This window comes from Enterobacter sp. SCRI0065, from assembly GCF_059766475.1.
Genome location: NZ_JCBAJB010000005.1, coordinates 59,807 through 74,955 on the forward strand (window position 1 = coordinate 59,807; position 15,149 = coordinate 74,955).

The following is a 15,149-nucleotide window of genomic DNA, read 5'->3' on the forward strand; positions in this document are numbered from 1 at the left end:
GGGGAGTGGATTAGTCTAATTCTGCGCGCAAGGCGCTTTTTTATATGAGGAATTGGACTATGTCAGTTATCAACCAAGCAACCTGCAAATTGTTTACCGATACTGCACGTTTCACCCAGCTTGCAGGCTACTACGAAGAAGAACGACGCACTGTCTGGATGATGTTACGCGCCCAGCCGCGCCCGTGTTTCAATCACGCATTAATCGAAGAGATCATGAACCTCTCATGGCTGGTTCGACAGTCAGGTTTTGCGGTGGAATTTTGGGTAACGGGTTCGCTGGTACCGGACATGTATAACGCAGGCGGTGATTTACGCTTTTTTGTTGAATGCATCCAGAATGGCCGTCGCGAAGCGTTACGAGCCTATGCTCGTGCGTGTGTAGACTGCGTCCACGCCGCTTCACGCGGTTTTGATACCGGGGCCATATCGCTGGCTATGGTGGAGGGCAGCGCACTCGGTGGGGGCTTTGAAGCCGCACTGGCCCATCATTTTATTCTTTCGCAGCGCGACGCTCGATTGGGATTCCCTGAAATTGCTTTTAACCTGTTTCCCGGTATGGGGGGCTATTCATTGGTCGCACGCCGCGCGGGCATGAAATTGGCCGAGGAGCTTATCTACCGGGGGGAGTCACATACAGCTGAATGGCATGAACAGCAGGGACTTGTCGATGTCCTGTTTGAACCGGGCCAAAGTTACGTGGCGGTGCGGACGTTCATCGATACCCTCCAGCCGAAGATGAACGGCGTAAGAGCGATGTTGCGAGCCCGCACGCGAGTCATGCAACTCCCGCGCAGTGAACTGATGGACATCACTGAAGACTGGGTTGATGCAGCATTTTGTCATGAACCTAAAGACATTGCCTATATGGAACGTTTAGTCATGCTGCAAGACCGTCATCACGCGGCGGGAATACGTAAAGCCAGCTAACGCATTTTCCTCGCTTGATAACGTTTCAGCCACCGCTCAAATGCGGCAGCGGGCATTGGCTTAGCGAATAAAAATCCCTGCCGTTCGTTGACGCCATTCTTCGTGAGAAAGGCGTCTTCTTTCGCGCTTTCAACACCTTCGGCGATCACCTGCAAATTGAGTGCCTGCGCAACGGCGACGATAGCTCTAACCAGCGACTGCGAAATCGACTGCTTATGAATATCACGAACAAAAACCTGATCGAGCTTAATCGCATCAATAGGGAAGCGGGCCAGTTGCGAGAGCGAAGAGTATCCGGTGCCAAAATCATCAAGATGAATCTGCGCACCCAACTGGCTGAACTGTTGAATAACTGAGAGAGCCAGCTCCTCGTTTTCAATCAAACAGCTTTCTGTGAGCTCCACATCGATAGGGCAATATTCAAAATTCAAATCTTTCAGCGCCTGTTTTAAGTCGCTAAAAATAGTCTGATCGGCAAGTTGTCGCGCGGAGACGTTCACCGCAACGCGCAGATTGATGCCTTTGTCGCGCCATTTAGCAACCTGGCGAACCACGTCCAGCATAACCCAGCGCCCGAGCGGAACGATCAGACCTGACTCTTCGGCATACGAGATAAACTCCAGAGGTGGAATTAATCCGCGCTCTGGAGATTGCCAGCGCACTAATGCCTCAACGCTCCTGACTTCTCCGCGCCAGGTCATTTTGGGCTGATAGTGAATCAGGAGTTGGTCTTTATCTAAGGCCTTGCGCAGGTTGGTGTCTAACCACAGATATTCAAATACACGCTGATTCATCTCTGGGGAAAACACGCAAAACTTACCGCGCCCGTTCTCTTTTGCCGTGTACATTGCGGTATCGGCATTACGAATAATGCTTTCGCGGTCGATACCGTGCTGTGGTGCCAGGGAGATCCCAAGAGAGCAGCCGGTGTAAATCTCGATAAGACCGATGCGAAAAGGCTGGCGCAGGCGCGTTAATATACGCGAAGCCATCGCCTCAAGCGTACTTTGTGAGGTTTCGGTGGCCAGCACGATAAATTCATCGCCACCCAGGCGCGCTAAGATCTGACCTTCTTCCAGACAGCTCAGAATAGCCAGCGCAACGGCTTGTAAAAGCTGATCGCCAAACATATGCCCATAGGCATCATTCACTTTTTTGAAGTTATCAAGGTCGAGATAAACCACGCCGACTTGAGATTCACCGCGCGTTGAAATCGCGTCGCTGATTAATTCATGGATTGCGTTACGGTTGGGAAGGCCGGTGATCGTATCGGTATTGGCTAATACGCGCAGGCGTTCCTGAGCGCGGCGTTCTTCGGTAATGTCCGTACCGGAACAAATAAGAAAAATTTCATTTTTGCCGCTTCCGCTGTGAACGAATTTGTTTCTGAACAGAAACAATCTTTGGCCTTTACGCGTTTTAATCCAGCGTTCAACTTCGTAAGAACTGCCGTTGCGAAAAAAACCAGAAATATTGCGCCTTGAGGCTGCGGCTTCGCTACGGCTCATAAACAGTTTGAAGACGTTTTGCCCAATGACTTCCTGCTCTTTCATGCCGGTGTATTCTTCGCTCAGGCGATTAAATCGCTGGATATTGCCGCGCTGATCGAGAATCACAATAACCGAGTTGGCTTCGGATACCACCTGCTCCGCGAAGGATAATCCTTGTACCAGATCGCGTGCAACGGAAGGCGTATCGTTCCAGGCAGAAGCGGTGCCCGCCCATTCTGTCTTATGAATTTTACGTCCGACCAGATGCACAGGCACATCCGTGCCATAAAGAGACAGTGTCATGGTAATACTGGAGGTGATGACGGTTAACTGGCGGATACGCTCAGCCTGTTCGTCACTCAACGCAACGACCTGGGTAATATCAGCGTTTTCGCTGGCGGCCAAATGCAGTGCATTGCTGTCTGCGGTTAGTCGCCACCAGGGGCTGTGCGTACCCATGTAGCGAAACAGCAAATTCTGCTCCAAGTCGTCAATCATGCTTTCTCCCGAACCTGCTTAATTAACGCAAAATAATTCATTTGCATGCGACCTTTCCGTCGTAAAACAGCGGCATCACCGAAGTGAACTTATTGTTTTTCCCTATGTTCTTATATTAAAACGAGAATTGATTAAAAGGATACAACGTGGATAAAAATTCCAGTAACCAAAGATGACAGTTATCTTTTACTGTAGATAATTGTGATGGCTTTTGTGGGTTTATGGCGGAATATATTAAGAAAAAGTGATGAATGCGAGATTTATCGGGGAAAGAAAAATGTCGGCGTTCCCAAAAAGGAAACGACCGACATTTAAGTGGGTTATCAGGCCGCAGGGCGCGCAATAATGCTGCGTGTTTCCATTCGGACTTCTGCGATGTTCACATCTATCACATCAGTCACCTTATAGACCGTCTCACCTTTGATCTGTACTGAGCCGTTTTCCTGACTGCATACCAGTTCATCACGCACAGCGTGCAGGAATGGGGCGGGAATAAACGCCACCGCGCCGTTATCAATCAGGCGCACACGCATACCACCACGGCTGACATCGATGATTTCGGCGGCGAAGCGAGTATCGGTACCTGCCTTGTCTTTCAGGAAACGAGCGTACAGCCAGTCACCTACATCGCGTTCTGCCATTCGATTCAGGCGGCGGCGCTCTGCCATCTGAATAGTCGCATCGTCCTGTGGCCGCGAGATGGTTTCACCTTTAACGATAGCCTTGAGCAGACGATGGTTAACCATATCGCCGTACTTACGGATAGGTGAAGTCCAGGTCGCATACGCTTCAAGGCCAAGACCAAAGTGTGGGCCAGGTTCGATGCTGATTTCGGCATAAGACTGGAAGCGGCGGATGCGGCTGTCCAGGAAACCCGAAGGCTGAGCATCCAGTTCACGGCGCAGTTTGCAGAAGCCATTCAGCGTCAGCACTTCCTGCGGATCCACATGAACATCATGCGTTTTCAGCAGGGCTGCCAGGGCTTCAGTGTTTGCCGGGTCGAAACCGGTATGCACGTTATAAATGCCGAAGCCCAGCTTGTCGCGCAGTACGCGCGCTGCACAAATGTTGGCAGAGATCATGGATTCTTCGACAATGCGGTTAGCAATGCGACGAGGCTCCGCAACAATATTCAGCACTTCACCTTTTTCGCCCAACACGAAGCGATAATCAGGGCGGTCTTTAAAGACCAACGCATGGGTTTTACGCCATTCGCTCCGGCTGAGGCAGATACGCTGCAGCAGACGGATCTGTTCGGCAATGGCCTCATTTTGCGGCTGCCAGCTACCGGTATTTTCCAGCCAGTCTGATACTTCGTCATAAACCAGTTTCGCTTTGGATTCGATGGTAGCGGCGAAGAATTCAATATCGTCTTCAATGGTGCCATCTTCAGCAATCGTCATACGGCAGGCGAGGACGGGACGCACTTCATTTGCGCGAAGCGAGCAGAGATCGTCAGAGAGCTCACGCGGCAGCATAGGGATATTAAAGCCCGGCAGATAGTTGGTGAAGGCGCGCACTTTGGCGGACTCATCCAGTTGGCTACCTTCAGCAATCCATGCGGTCGGATCGGCAATCGCCACGGTCAAATGCAGCTTTCCGTCGTGGCCTTCTTCAACGTATAGCGCATCGTCCATATCTTCAGTGCTGGCACTGTCGATAGTGACGAAGTTAAGTGCCGTCATGTCGCGGCGCTCAAGACCTTCGTCCAGCATCTCGGTCGTAACGCCGTTAGGTGCTTCTTTTTCGAGGTTATGACGCGCAAGCGTGACCCACCACGGTACAAAGTGGTCGTCACCAAAGGTAATAAAATGCGTCAATTCTGCATAGAAACCACGATCGCCTTTAAGCGGGTGGCGGCGCATTTGAGCAACAGCCCAGTCGCCTTCTTTGAAATCGTGTTCAACGCCACGTTCAGCGCGACAAGGGATGGCATCTCTCAGCAGAGGATGATCCGGCACGATGGATAAACGGTCGTCTTTTTTCTGCACCCGACCCACAAAGCGTGTCAGGAACGGTTCAATAAGTTCTTCTGGCTCGGCAGATTCACGATCCTTTTCGGTGTGAATCACAGCCGTCACACGATCGCCGTGCATGACTTTCTTCATCTGCGGAGGCGGGATGAAGTAGCTTTTTTGTGCGTCAACTTCCAGGAAGCCAAAGCCTTTTTCCGTGGCTTTTACTACCCCTTCTGCACGTGGCGTCTGGGAATGCAGTTGCTGTTTAAGCTGCGCTAGCAGCGGGTTATCCTGAAGCATAGTGTTCTATTTTAGTAGCCATTGAGCGGCTGACAGTTTTACGCGAATCTCACTGCTACAGCAAGCGCTCTTTAGGTCATCAGTAGGGTTATTCACGATGAGCAAGGGCGATTTTGAGTCGGTTAATCCAACCGCAAAATGCGCTCCAGGCCAACATATTTATGGCATCAACGGCAGGAATTCCGGCATCGGTAAGCGGTGTAAATTGCGCGGCGCTAAATCGATCGGGAGAACGGGTCAACAGCTCAACGGCGGCGGAAATAACGCTCTGGGCTGAGTCATCACCTCCGGCAACCTGAATAACACTGATGAGAATGTCGCCAGTACGGTCAAGGATCGCGGGTTCATGACAGAGCACCGGCGTGAGCGATTGCAAAAACGGTTCTGCTTGCCAGCGAGCCAGTGATTCTAATTGATGAGCGCTGGCGTAGGGCAACTCAACGCCAGCAAAGAGAGGTATCCATGGATTGGTACCCTGGCTTATGTCGTTTACCTGTGCATGCGGCGGTATGTGATGCCCTGGCAACCAACGAACAGGTTGGCCCAGCAACGCCTGAAAAATCGCCACGACCCGCGCCTGAAAGCCAATAAAACCGATAATTTGGTTGATCAATACGATGTCGTAAATCGTCAGACCCACCTCATCAAGCTGCTGTTGTGCTTTGGAGTCGATGACATCGGGCGAGCTGGCAAGCTGGCGGGCGTACTGGGTGATTTGAGCGAGGCGACGATTACTTTCACGTGAGGAGTCAGGGCCGGGAAGCGGGGTAAGCAGGGCCGCGTAATGATTACACAAACGCTGGACGCCGCAGGCCTGGGCAACCGTGAGCGCAGTACTTAACCGGTCATACGCGCTAAGCGTATGCAGGCGATTCACCGCAGTATGGAGCGGAAACAGTAGATCGCATAATGCTCGGGCGGGGGTAAGCCAACCGTGGCATGAGACGACAATTTTTTCGGGCAGGGCTAAATCGAGCAAAAAACGGTCGTCGACGTTAGCGGCCTCGGGAACCAGTGGCAGGACATCATCCAGACGGTGATTGGTCTGGGTTTCATGATACCAGTGGCCTTTGCCGGAAAAACGGCGTTGTTCCATGTGCGTTCCTTGATCTCAAATGGCGATCAATATCCTGGCGCATGGCTGTAAAGGGGAAAAAGAATGTTAGGTGATAACAAATAGCAGAACGGAATAACGAAGGGGGGAAAACCTTCCCGACTTGCGGGAAGGTAGAGAACTTATTTGATTTCCAGCTCGTTCATGGCAGCGATGTTGAAACCGCCGTCAACGTGAACAACTTCACCGGAGATACCCGCTGACAGATCGGAGCACAGGAATGCGGCAGAGTTGCCTACATCTTCGATAGTCACAGTGCGGCGAATCGGGGTAACGGCTTCACAATGTGCGAGCATTTTACGGAAGTCTTTGATACCGGATGCTGCCAGAGTACGGATTGGACCCGCAGAGATACCGTTGACACGCACGCCTTCAGGACCCATCGCGTTCGCCATATAGCGGACGTTGGCTTCCAGAGAGGCTTTAGCCAGACCCATTACGTTGTAGTTAGGGATCGCACGTTCGGCACCGAGATAGGACAGGGTCAGCAGCGCAGAGCCTGGGTTCAGCATAGTACGGCACGATTTTGCCATCGCAACGAAGCTGTAAGAGCTGATGTCGTGAGCGATTTTGAAGCCTTCACGGGTAACCGCATTCACGTAGTCGCCGTCCAACTGATCGCCTGGTGCGAAACCGATAGAATGCACGAAACCGTCGAATTTCGGCCATACTTTTGCAAGCTCAGCAAACATGCCATCGATGCTTTCGTCTTGACCAACGTCGCATTCCAGAATGATGTTGGAACCCAGCTGCGCGGCAAATTCTTCAACACGGCCTTTCAGCTTGTCGTTCTGGTAGGTGAACGCCAGTTCAGCGCCTTCGCGGTGCATTGCGTGTGCGATGCCGTAGGCGATAGACAGTTTGCTGGCGACGCCAGTTACCAGAATGCGCTTACCGGAAAGAAAACCCATAGCTCTAATCCTTATATTCATTGTTATGGCGATCGTCATCTCATTGTGACGATCGTCGTTAAAACGCGGCGATAATATCACGTGTCGCGTTCAGAGTTAATCCGACCACTTTATATCGGGGCGGTCACTTATCTTTTCGCCAGGCGTCTGCGGTTAAGGCTTCGCCAAAATGCCCGGCTATGAGTCGTTTTGTCAGGTCGTGCAGGGGGGATGCCATCACATCGGCCGTGCTTCCTCGCTCGACAACTTCACCCTGATGCATCACCAACACCTGATCGCTGATGTGTTTCATCATGCCCAAATGCTGGGTCACATAGATATAAGAGATACCTTGTTTTTCCTGCAATTCCAGCATCAGGTTAATCAGCTGCGAGCGCATCGACATATCCAGCGATGCCAGCGCTTCATCGGCGATAATCACCTTAGGTCGCAGGATCAACGCGCGGGCCAGCCCAAGACGCTGTTTCTGCCCAGGGGCGAGCATATGAGGATAATAGCTCACATGGTCTGGCAATAATCCCACCAGACGCAGGGTTTCAATGATGCGTTTGTGGCGAGCTTCAGGCTCAAGGTCGGTATTCAGGCGCAACGGGAAATCCAGGATTTGCGAGATACGTTGACGCGGGTTTAGAGACGTCGACGGATCCTGGAAAATCATGCGTATACGTTGGCTGCGAAAAGAGTAGTCACCAAAAGACAAAAAATGGTCGTCAATCAGGACATCTCCCGATGTGGGTTCCACCATTCCGGCGAGCATTTTCGCCAGCGTGGATTTCCCGGACCCGTTTTCACCGATAATCGCTAACGTTTGTTTTTCGCGTAGGGTAAAGCTCAGCGGCTTTACCGCTTCGACGTTCTGACGGTGGAACAGGCCCGTACGGTAGCGAAAGGTCTTACTCAGGTTGCGAACTTCCAGCAAGGTTTCGACCATTTCACTCTCTCTCCATGTTCAGCGGGAAATGACAGGCGTACAGATGATTTTTAGCCCCGACCAGACGCGGCGTCTCGATACATTTTCGCTGTGCGTAGGGGCAACGTGGCCCAAGACGACAGCCGATAGGCAGAGACTCAAGCAGCGGGATCGCCCCCGGGAGGGTATTCAGGCGGCTTTTATGCGGCAGGGCGCTGCCAAAATCGGGTATCGCGCGAATCAACGCCTGCGTGTACGGATGATGCGGTGCGTTGACCAGGTCTTCACTGACGGCGGTTTCCACCGTCTGGCCGCAATACATGACGTCAATTTTATCCGCCCATTTACTCAGCATTTGCAGGTCATGGCTGATCAACAAAATAGTGGTGTTGTTATTTTGATTCAGACGGGTTAACAATCGGAAAATCTGCGCCTGCGTTGTCGGCTCCATGGCGTTAGTCGGCTCATCGGCAATGAGCAGACGCGGCTGATTGGCCAGCGCGATGGCAATCATCACCTTCTGGCATTCGCCATCGGTCAATTCATAAGGGAAGCTACGCATCGCATCTTTATGATCTTTTATCCCCACCCGGTGTAAAAGCTCTATCGCTCGGCGCTTGCGCCAGCCAAACCGTTGCCACCAGCGACCTTTGTAGGTCCAGCCGGGAATGTTTTGCATGAGTTGCTGCCCGATGCGTTCAGAAGGATCGAGACAGGATTGTGGCTCCTGAAAGATCATCGACACATTGTGGCCTACCAGCTTGCGTCGTTCGCGGGCCGATAGCCGCGATAAATCGATATCATCGAAACGCATACGGTCAGCGGTCACGCGCCAGTTGTCTTTGGCGACGCCACAGATTGCTTTGGCAATCAGACTCTTGCCCGAGCCGGATTCACCCACCAGCCCACGAATTTCACCTTCCGCAAGCGTAATGCTGATGCGATCGACGGCCTTCACCCAGCCTTCACCAGTCTTAAATTCAATGGTGAGATTACGAATGTCCAGTAACGGCATTATTGCACCCCCGCGTTAATAGCACGGCGAATACCATCGCCCAGCAGGTTGATTAGCAAAACGCTGACCATAATGGCCGCGCCTGGCAGCATGACCGTCCACGGGGCAACATAGATGAGCTCAAGGGCATCCCCCAGCATGGCACCCCATTCAGGAGAAGGTAACTGCGCACCCAAATCGAGGAACCCAAGCGCGGCGATATCCAGAATCGCCATGGACAGGGCACGGGTAATTTCTGTGACCAGACCGGAGGCTATGTTAGGCATCACGGCAAACCACAGAATATTCATCGTGGTTGCCCCGTCCAGACGGGCGGCCACAACGTACTCTTTTTCAAGCTCGTCATGCACCATGCTATAGACCGAGCGAACCATTCGCGGGAGTAACGCCAGCCACACGGCGAACATCGCATGCGACAGATGCGGGCCGGCAAAAGCGACGACAATAATCGCCAGCAGCAGGGACGGAATGGACAGCAACGTATCCAGAATATGATTCAGTACCGCCGAACGCAGACCGTGCGTTGCGCCTGCGAAAACGCCCAGCGCAAGACCAAAAAAGGTCGCCGCGAAGGTGACCACAAAGGCTCCTCCGACCGTCGGCGCGGCACCGCTTAACAGACGGCTCAATACGTCGCGCCCAAGATCGTCAGTGCCCAGGAAGAAAGAGACTTCGCCGTAACGTGACCAGGATGGGGGCAGCAGTTGATAGCCTAAAAATTGCTGATCGAGGCCATAAGGCGCAAACCATGCGCCAAAAATGCACAGCAACGCTAACCCGCCGCAACCGTACAGGCCAATCATCGCCGTGGGATCGCCATAGAATTTACTCCACACGGTGCGTAGTACGCCGGGAGTGCGCTTTTCTCTGTAAACGCTATCGTAAGGCATACCATTCCTTATGTTTCAACGGGTTAGCCATGGCGCCCAAAATATCAGAAATCACGTTCACCATAATGACCAGTGAACCAATCACCATTACGCCAGCGGAAATAGCCGCGTAATCTTGCTGACGAATCGCGTTGATCATCCAGCGTCCCAGGCCAGGCCAGCTAAAGACCATTTCCGTGATCATTGCCAGTGTCAGCATGGTCGAAAATTGCAATCCCAGACGCGGGATCACCGGGGGAAGGGCGTTGTGAAGCACATGCCGACGAAGTATTGTCAGGCGCGACAAGCCGCGTGTAGCAGCGGCTTTCACATAGTTCTGTTCAAAAACGTCGATAGTGCTGGTGCGCATCAGGCGAATGACTTCGGTCGTTGGCGCAACGGCGAGCGTCAGCACCGGCAGCACCATATGCCGTAATGAGCTGACGATCATTTCATGACGCCAGATGGAGTCCGAAAGCCAGGCGTCAATCAAGGCAAAACCCGTCACGCTTTTCACCGTATAAAGCAGGTCAAAACGACCAGAAACGGGCAGCCATCCGAGATTCAGCGAGAAGAACAACGTTAATAACAGTGCCAGCCAGAAGACGGGAATCGAGAAGCCAAGCAGGGCGATGGCGCTGATCAGTTTATCCTGCCATTTATTACGAGTGATCCCCGCCAGCATGCCGACAGGAATACCGACCATGAGTGCAAACCCGAAGGCGAGGATGCACAGCTCCATTGTCGCTGGGAAAACGTCTTTGAGCTGTTCGGAGATGGGCTGACCGTTAATACTTGAAACGCCAAAATCCCAGTGCAGCACCCCGTTAAACCAAAACAGCCAGGCGTCCCAAAATGACGAGCCTTGTAGCGGAGCGTGCGGGGTAAAATAGCTCAGGCTAAAGCCAACAAAGGTGAGGAATAACAGCGTCACCGCCAGCAATAGCAACCGTCTTAAGGTAAAAATGATCATGGCTTTTTCACCTCATCTTTTTTCTCACGCGACACGCCAGCAAACGACGCGTTGCCGAACGGGCTGAGCACCAGGCCCTTAATATCATAACGATAGGCCTGCAAACGTAATGACGAGGCCAGCGGCAGCACCGGCAATTCCCGCGCCAGAATATTTTGCGCTTCGTCGTAGGCCTCGATGCGTGACGCCAACTGTTGTGATGAGAGTGCCTTTTGCAGCACCGCATCAAATTCTCGGTCACACCAGTGAGCGTAGTTGGTCTGTGAGCGAATCGCCGCGCAGCTCAGCAGCGGACGGAAGAAACTGTCCGGGTCATTACTGTCGGTAGACCAGCCGGATAAGGTGAGATCGTGATTCATGTCCATCAGGCGTGCTTCCTGGAAGCGTCCTTCGACAGGGACGATGACCACTTTGACGCCAATTTGTGCCATGTCGGCCTGAATCAGTTCTGCTGTTTTTAACGGACTAGGGTTCCAGGCCTGAGAACTTGTCGGCACCCAAAGCTGAAGGGTGAGATTCTCAGCACCTAGGGCTTTTAGCTGTTCGCGGGCTTTTGCTGGATTGTACTCGGTAATTTTTGCTTCGCTGTCGTACGCCCATGAAGCACGCGGCAGAATCGATGCCGCCGTTTCCGCAGTGCCATAATAAATGGATTGCATCAGACGCTGGTTATTAATGGCCAGCGCCAGCGCGTGACGAACGGCGGGATTATTCAGCGGCGGCTTATCGGTATTAAACGCGAGGTAAGCGATATTCATGCCCGGACGCAGGGTCAGGCGCAATCGCGGATCGTCACGCAGGATCGTTAACTGGCTGGCGGCAGGCCACGCGAGCACATCGCACTCTCCGGTCAACAGCTTAGAAAGCCGCCCCGTCCCGCCAGAGCCCAGATCGACAACCACCTGTGGCATGAGCGGTTTACCGCGCCAAAAGTGTTCATGACGTTGCAAACGAATGTACTGCCCTGAACGGTACTCTGCTACCTGGAACGGCCCCGTTCCCACCGGCTGGCGATCGAGAAGCTCCTGATGGTCCCGCTTTGTCAACTGGTCGGCGTATTCGGCGGACATGACCGACGCATAATGCGTCGCCAGGTGCCATAGGAATGAGGCATCTGGTCGGGCCAAATTAAACTCCACCGTCCGGCTATCGATCTTGCGAACGTTTTTAACCGTATCAGCGAACTGTAAGCTGTCAAAATAGGGGAAGTTACCCCCGTTGACGTTATGCCACGGATGGTCGCGATTAAAAATGCGCTGGAAGGTAAATACAACGTCATCCGCGTTGAGTTTACGCGTCGGTTTAAACCAGTCCGTCGTCTGGAAGGCAACATCATCGCGCAGATGAAAACGATAGGTGGCGCCGTTGTCCAGCACCTCCCAGCTTTCGGCCAGCTCTGGCACCAGGCGATAGGTATAAGGATCGACATCTAGCAGGCGATCGTAAAGCTGAGCGGCGAGGGTATCGACAATCAGGCCACTCCCCGCTTTTTGCGGGTTAAAGGTGTCGACTTGCCCGCTGACACAATAGACAAAGCCGCTATCACGTATATCAGGAACAGCGCGTTGTTCAGGCGCAGCAAAGGCCAGGCTGCTAAACAGACCGAGTGCAAACAGGGACGATAAAACCAGACGCATAATTTTTAAGATTTTTAGGTTCGATCTGCAAAGTGTATCGCACTTACACCTGCTTCGTAAAAATGTCTGCGGGTAAGTGCTGATAATGTCAGCGCATTTGATGCTTTTTGAGCAATGCCCTTAATTGATGGTAGGTCAGACCCAGCAGTTCGGCTGCCTGCTTCTGATTATATTTCGCGTCCTTCAGGCTTTGCTCAAGCAACTGCTGCTCCTGAATATGCTGAAACTGACGCAAATCAAGCGGCAGGGAAGGCGTGCTGGTTTCAGGCGTGGGTGTTGACGGTAAGGGCGCGGCGCGATGGAAAGGATCAAGAATAATGTTGTCCAGTTCCGTCTCGATGCTGGCGTGACGATAGACAGATCGTTCCACTACGTTTTTGAGTTCGCGAATATTGCCGGGCCAACCGTAGCCTAATAATGTTTCGCGCGCGTTATTGCTAAAGCCCGGGAAAAGCAGCATGCCGAGCTCGCGGCACATCTGAATCGCAAATTGTTCAGCCAGCAGCATGATATCGCTGCGACGCTCCCGCAGTGGCGGCAGTTGAACCACGTCGAACGCCAGCCTGTCGAGCAGATCGGCGCGGAATTTCTCCTCGGCCACCATTTCCGGCAAATTAGCATTGGTAGCGCAAACCAGACGCACATTGACCTGCAGGGGCTGACTGCCGCCAACGCGTTCAAGTTCGCCGTATTCAATGACCCGCAGTAACTTTTCCTGCACTAGCATTGGCGCTGTAGCAAGTTCATCAAGGAACAGCGTGCCGCCATCAGCACGTTCGAAGCGGCCGGGATGGCGTTTTTGCGCCCCTGTAAACGCACCTGCTTCATGGCCGAACAGTTCAGTATCCAGTAAATTTTCGTTAAGCGCCGCACAGTTAAGCGAAATAAACGGCCCGTCCCATCGCGTGGAAAGGAAGTGTAAGCGGTTGGCGATAAGCTCTTTGCCAGTGCCACGCTCGCCAATAATCAGCACCGGTTTATTCAGTGGAGCCAGGCGCGAAACTTGCTCCAGCACTTCCAGAAAACTGTTGGCTTCGCCCAGCAGATTGTCTTTAAATTCAGCCATGATGAAATTAACCACTCGTTAGCGATATTCACCAGGTGAGAGTAGGTTCTCATTGCTTTAAAATCAACCACAATCTTATAAATCAACAAGATAAAAAGTTGGCATGAGAATTGTATTATCTCGTTAGCAGGGCATCGCCCGATAACAGAAATGTGAGGATCAAATTATGGGTATTTTTTCTCGTTTTGCCGACATCGTGAACGCCAACATCAACTCACTGCTTGAGAAAGCGGAAGATCCGCAGAAGCTGGTGCGTCTGATGATTCAGGAAATGGAAGATACGCTGGTCGAAGTACGTTCCACCTCAGCGCGTGCGCTGGCGGAAAAGAAACAGCTTTCACGTCGTATTGAGCTGGCTACTGGACAGCTGAACGAATGGCAAGAAAAAGCGGAGCTGGCGCTGCGTAAAGAGAAAGATGATCTGGCGCGTTCGGCGTTGATCGAAAAACAGAAACTCACCGATTTGGTGGCGTCTCTCGAGCACGAAGTCACGCTGGTGGATGAAACACTCACCCGCATGAAAAAAGAAATCGCTGAGCTGGAAAATAAACTGAGCGAAACCCGCGCTCGCCAACAGGCACTTACGCTGCGTCACCAGGCTGCAAGCTCTTCGCGCGACGTCCGTCGCCAGCTGGATAGCGGTAAACTGGATGAAGCGATGGCTCGATTCGAATCTTTTGAGCGTCGTATCGACCATATGGAAGCAGAAGCAGAGAGCCATAGCTTTGGCAAACAAAAAACGCTGGATCAGCAGTTTGCCGATCTTAAAGCCGATGATGCTATCGGTGAGCAGTTGGAAGCTCTGAAAGCCAAAATGAAGCAAGACAACCAATAATAATTGAAGCGGCACCTTTGCGTGCCGCAACGCATCGTAAGACAAGGAGTACATATGAGTGCGCTTTTTCTGGCAATTCCGTTAACCATTTTCGTGCTGTTTGTTCTGCCGATCTGGTTATGGCTGCATTACAGCAACCGTTCTTCCCGGGGAGAGCTCTCTCAGAGCGAGCAACAGCGCCTGATGCAGCTTACTGACGAAGCGAAAAGAATGCGCGATCGCATTCAGGCGTTGGAATCTATTCTGGATGCGGAACATCCGAACTGGAGGGAGCGTTAATGGCTGGATTAAATCTGAATAAAAAACTGTACCGTATTCCCCAGCAGGGGATGGTACGCGGGGTCTGCGTTGGACTGGCGCACTACCTGGATGTACCGGTTAAGCTTGTGCGCGTCGTGACGGTCCTTTCTATCTTCTTTGGTCTGGCATTTTTTACCCTTGTGGCCTACATCGTTTTATCGTTTGTGCTCGACCCGATCCCTGATAGCGCGCTCTCTTCAGAAGAGGCGCCCTCCAGCCAGGATTTGTTAGATACCGCTGACGCGGAACTGGCCGCAGGAGAGAAGCGTTTACGTGAAATGGAACGTTACGTGACGTCAGATACGTTCACGCTGAGAAGTCGTTTCCGTCAGCTTTAAAAAGAG

Annotated in this window: 14 protein-coding genes; 4 read left to right on the forward strand and 10 right to left on the reverse strand. The window is 52.4% G+C overall.

Annotation, left to right across the window (positions count from 1 at the left end; all coding sequences use genetic code 11):
• Positions 1 to 59 precede the first annotated feature (59 nt).
• Positions 60 to 929: a crotonase/enoyl-CoA hydratase family protein gene (locus AC6EMZ_RS14945; RefSeq protein ID WP_498403357.1), complete on the forward strand. Its 870-nt coding sequence runs from the start codon at positions 60 to 62 to the stop codon at positions 927 to 929.
• Here the strand turns inward: AC6EMZ_RS14945 and pdeR are convergent.
• The 10 genes from pdeR to pspF form a co-directional block, all read right to left on the reverse strand.
• Positions 926 to 2,917 (reverse strand): cyclic di-GMP phosphodiesterase, encoded by a 1,992-nt coding sequence (gene pdeR, locus AC6EMZ_RS14950; protein WP_498403358.1) that lies wholly within the window; start codon positions 2,915 to 2,917, stop codon positions 926 to 928. The genes AC6EMZ_RS14945 and pdeR overlap by 4 nt on opposite strands.
• 323 nt (positions 2,918 to 3,240) lie before the next feature.
• Positions 3,241 to 5,175, reverse strand: a complete 1,935-nt coding sequence (locus AC6EMZ_RS14955; protein ID WP_498403360.1) for an exoribonuclease II — start codon at positions 5,173 to 5,175, stop codon at positions 3,241 to 3,243.
• Between the two features lie 88 nt (positions 5,176 to 5,263).
• On the reverse strand, positions 5,264 to 6,271 hold the full coding sequence (locus AC6EMZ_RS14960; RefSeq protein ID WP_498403361.1) for a CMD domain-containing protein: 1,008 nt from the start codon (positions 6,269 to 6,271) through the stop codon (positions 5,264 to 5,266).
• A 140-nt stretch (positions 6,272 to 6,411) separates the two neighbouring features.
• The gene (fabI, locus tag AC6EMZ_RS14965) at positions 6,412 to 7,200 is read right to left on the reverse strand and encodes an enoyl-ACP reductase FabI (protein WP_498403362.1); all 789 of its coding nucleotides are present in this window, start codon (positions 7,198 to 7,200) and stop codon (positions 6,412 to 6,414) included.
• A 124-nt stretch (positions 7,201 to 7,324) separates the two neighbouring features.
• Positions 7,325 to 8,131, reverse strand: a complete 807-nt coding sequence (gene sapF / locus AC6EMZ_RS14970) for a putrescine export ABC transporter ATP-binding protein SapF (RefSeq protein WP_498403363.1) — start codon at positions 8,129 to 8,131, stop codon at positions 7,325 to 7,327.
• Position 8,132: 1 nt separating this feature from the next.
• On the reverse strand, positions 8,133 to 9,125 hold the full coding sequence (gene sapD, locus AC6EMZ_RS14975) for a putrescine export ABC transporter ATP-binding protein SapD (RefSeq protein WP_498403365.1): 993 nt from the start codon (positions 9,123 to 9,125) through the stop codon (positions 8,133 to 8,135).
• Complete coding sequence (gene sapC / locus AC6EMZ_RS14980; protein ID WP_498403366.1) at positions 9,125 to 10,015, reverse strand: putrescine export ABC transporter permease SapC; 891 nt, start codon at positions 10,013 to 10,015, stop codon at positions 9,125 to 9,127. Before sapC ends, sapD begins: the two co-directional genes overlap by 1 nt.
• Positions 10,002 to 10,967 (reverse strand): putrescine export ABC transporter permease SapB, encoded by a 966-nt coding sequence (sapB, locus tag AC6EMZ_RS14985; RefSeq protein ID WP_498403367.1) that lies wholly within the window; start codon positions 10,965 to 10,967, stop codon positions 10,002 to 10,004. The genes sapC and sapB overlap by 14 nt, the downstream gene beginning before the upstream one ends.
• Entirely contained in the window at positions 10,964 to 12,604 is a 1,641-nt protein-coding gene (gene sapA / locus AC6EMZ_RS14990; RefSeq protein ID WP_498403368.1) for an ABC transporter substrate-binding protein SapA, read from the reverse strand. Before sapA ends, sapB begins: the two co-directional genes overlap by 4 nt.
• Before the next feature lie 88 nt (positions 12,605 to 12,692).
• Positions 12,693 to 13,670: a phage shock protein operon transcriptional activator gene (gene pspF / locus AC6EMZ_RS14995; RefSeq protein ID WP_498403369.1), complete on the reverse strand. Its 978-nt coding sequence runs from the start codon at positions 13,668 to 13,670 to the stop codon at positions 12,693 to 12,695.
• Positions 13,671 to 13,836: 166 nt separating this feature from the next.
• On the opposite strand from pspF, the gene pspA reads away from it, so the two are divergent.
• The 3 genes from pspA to pspC are packed head-to-tail and all read left to right on the forward strand — an operon-like array spanning position 13,837 to position 15,143.
• Positions 13,837 to 14,505: a phage shock protein PspA gene (gene pspA / locus AC6EMZ_RS15000; protein ID WP_498403370.1), complete on the forward strand. Its 669-nt coding sequence runs from the start codon at positions 13,837 to 13,839 to the stop codon at positions 14,503 to 14,505.
• A gap of 54 nt (positions 14,506 to 14,559) precedes the next feature.
• Positions 14,560 to 14,784: an envelope stress response membrane protein PspB gene (gene pspB / locus AC6EMZ_RS15005; RefSeq protein WP_498403372.1), complete on the forward strand. Its 225-nt coding sequence runs from the start codon at positions 14,560 to 14,562 to the stop codon at positions 14,782 to 14,784.
• Positions 14,784 to 15,143, forward strand: coding sequence for an envelope stress response membrane protein PspC (pspC, locus tag AC6EMZ_RS15010; RefSeq protein WP_498403373.1), 360 nt, complete (start codon positions 14,784 to 14,786; stop codon positions 15,141 to 15,143). The genes pspB and pspC overlap by 1 nt, the downstream gene beginning before the upstream one ends.
• Positions 15,144 to 15,149: the final 6 nt, after the last annotated feature.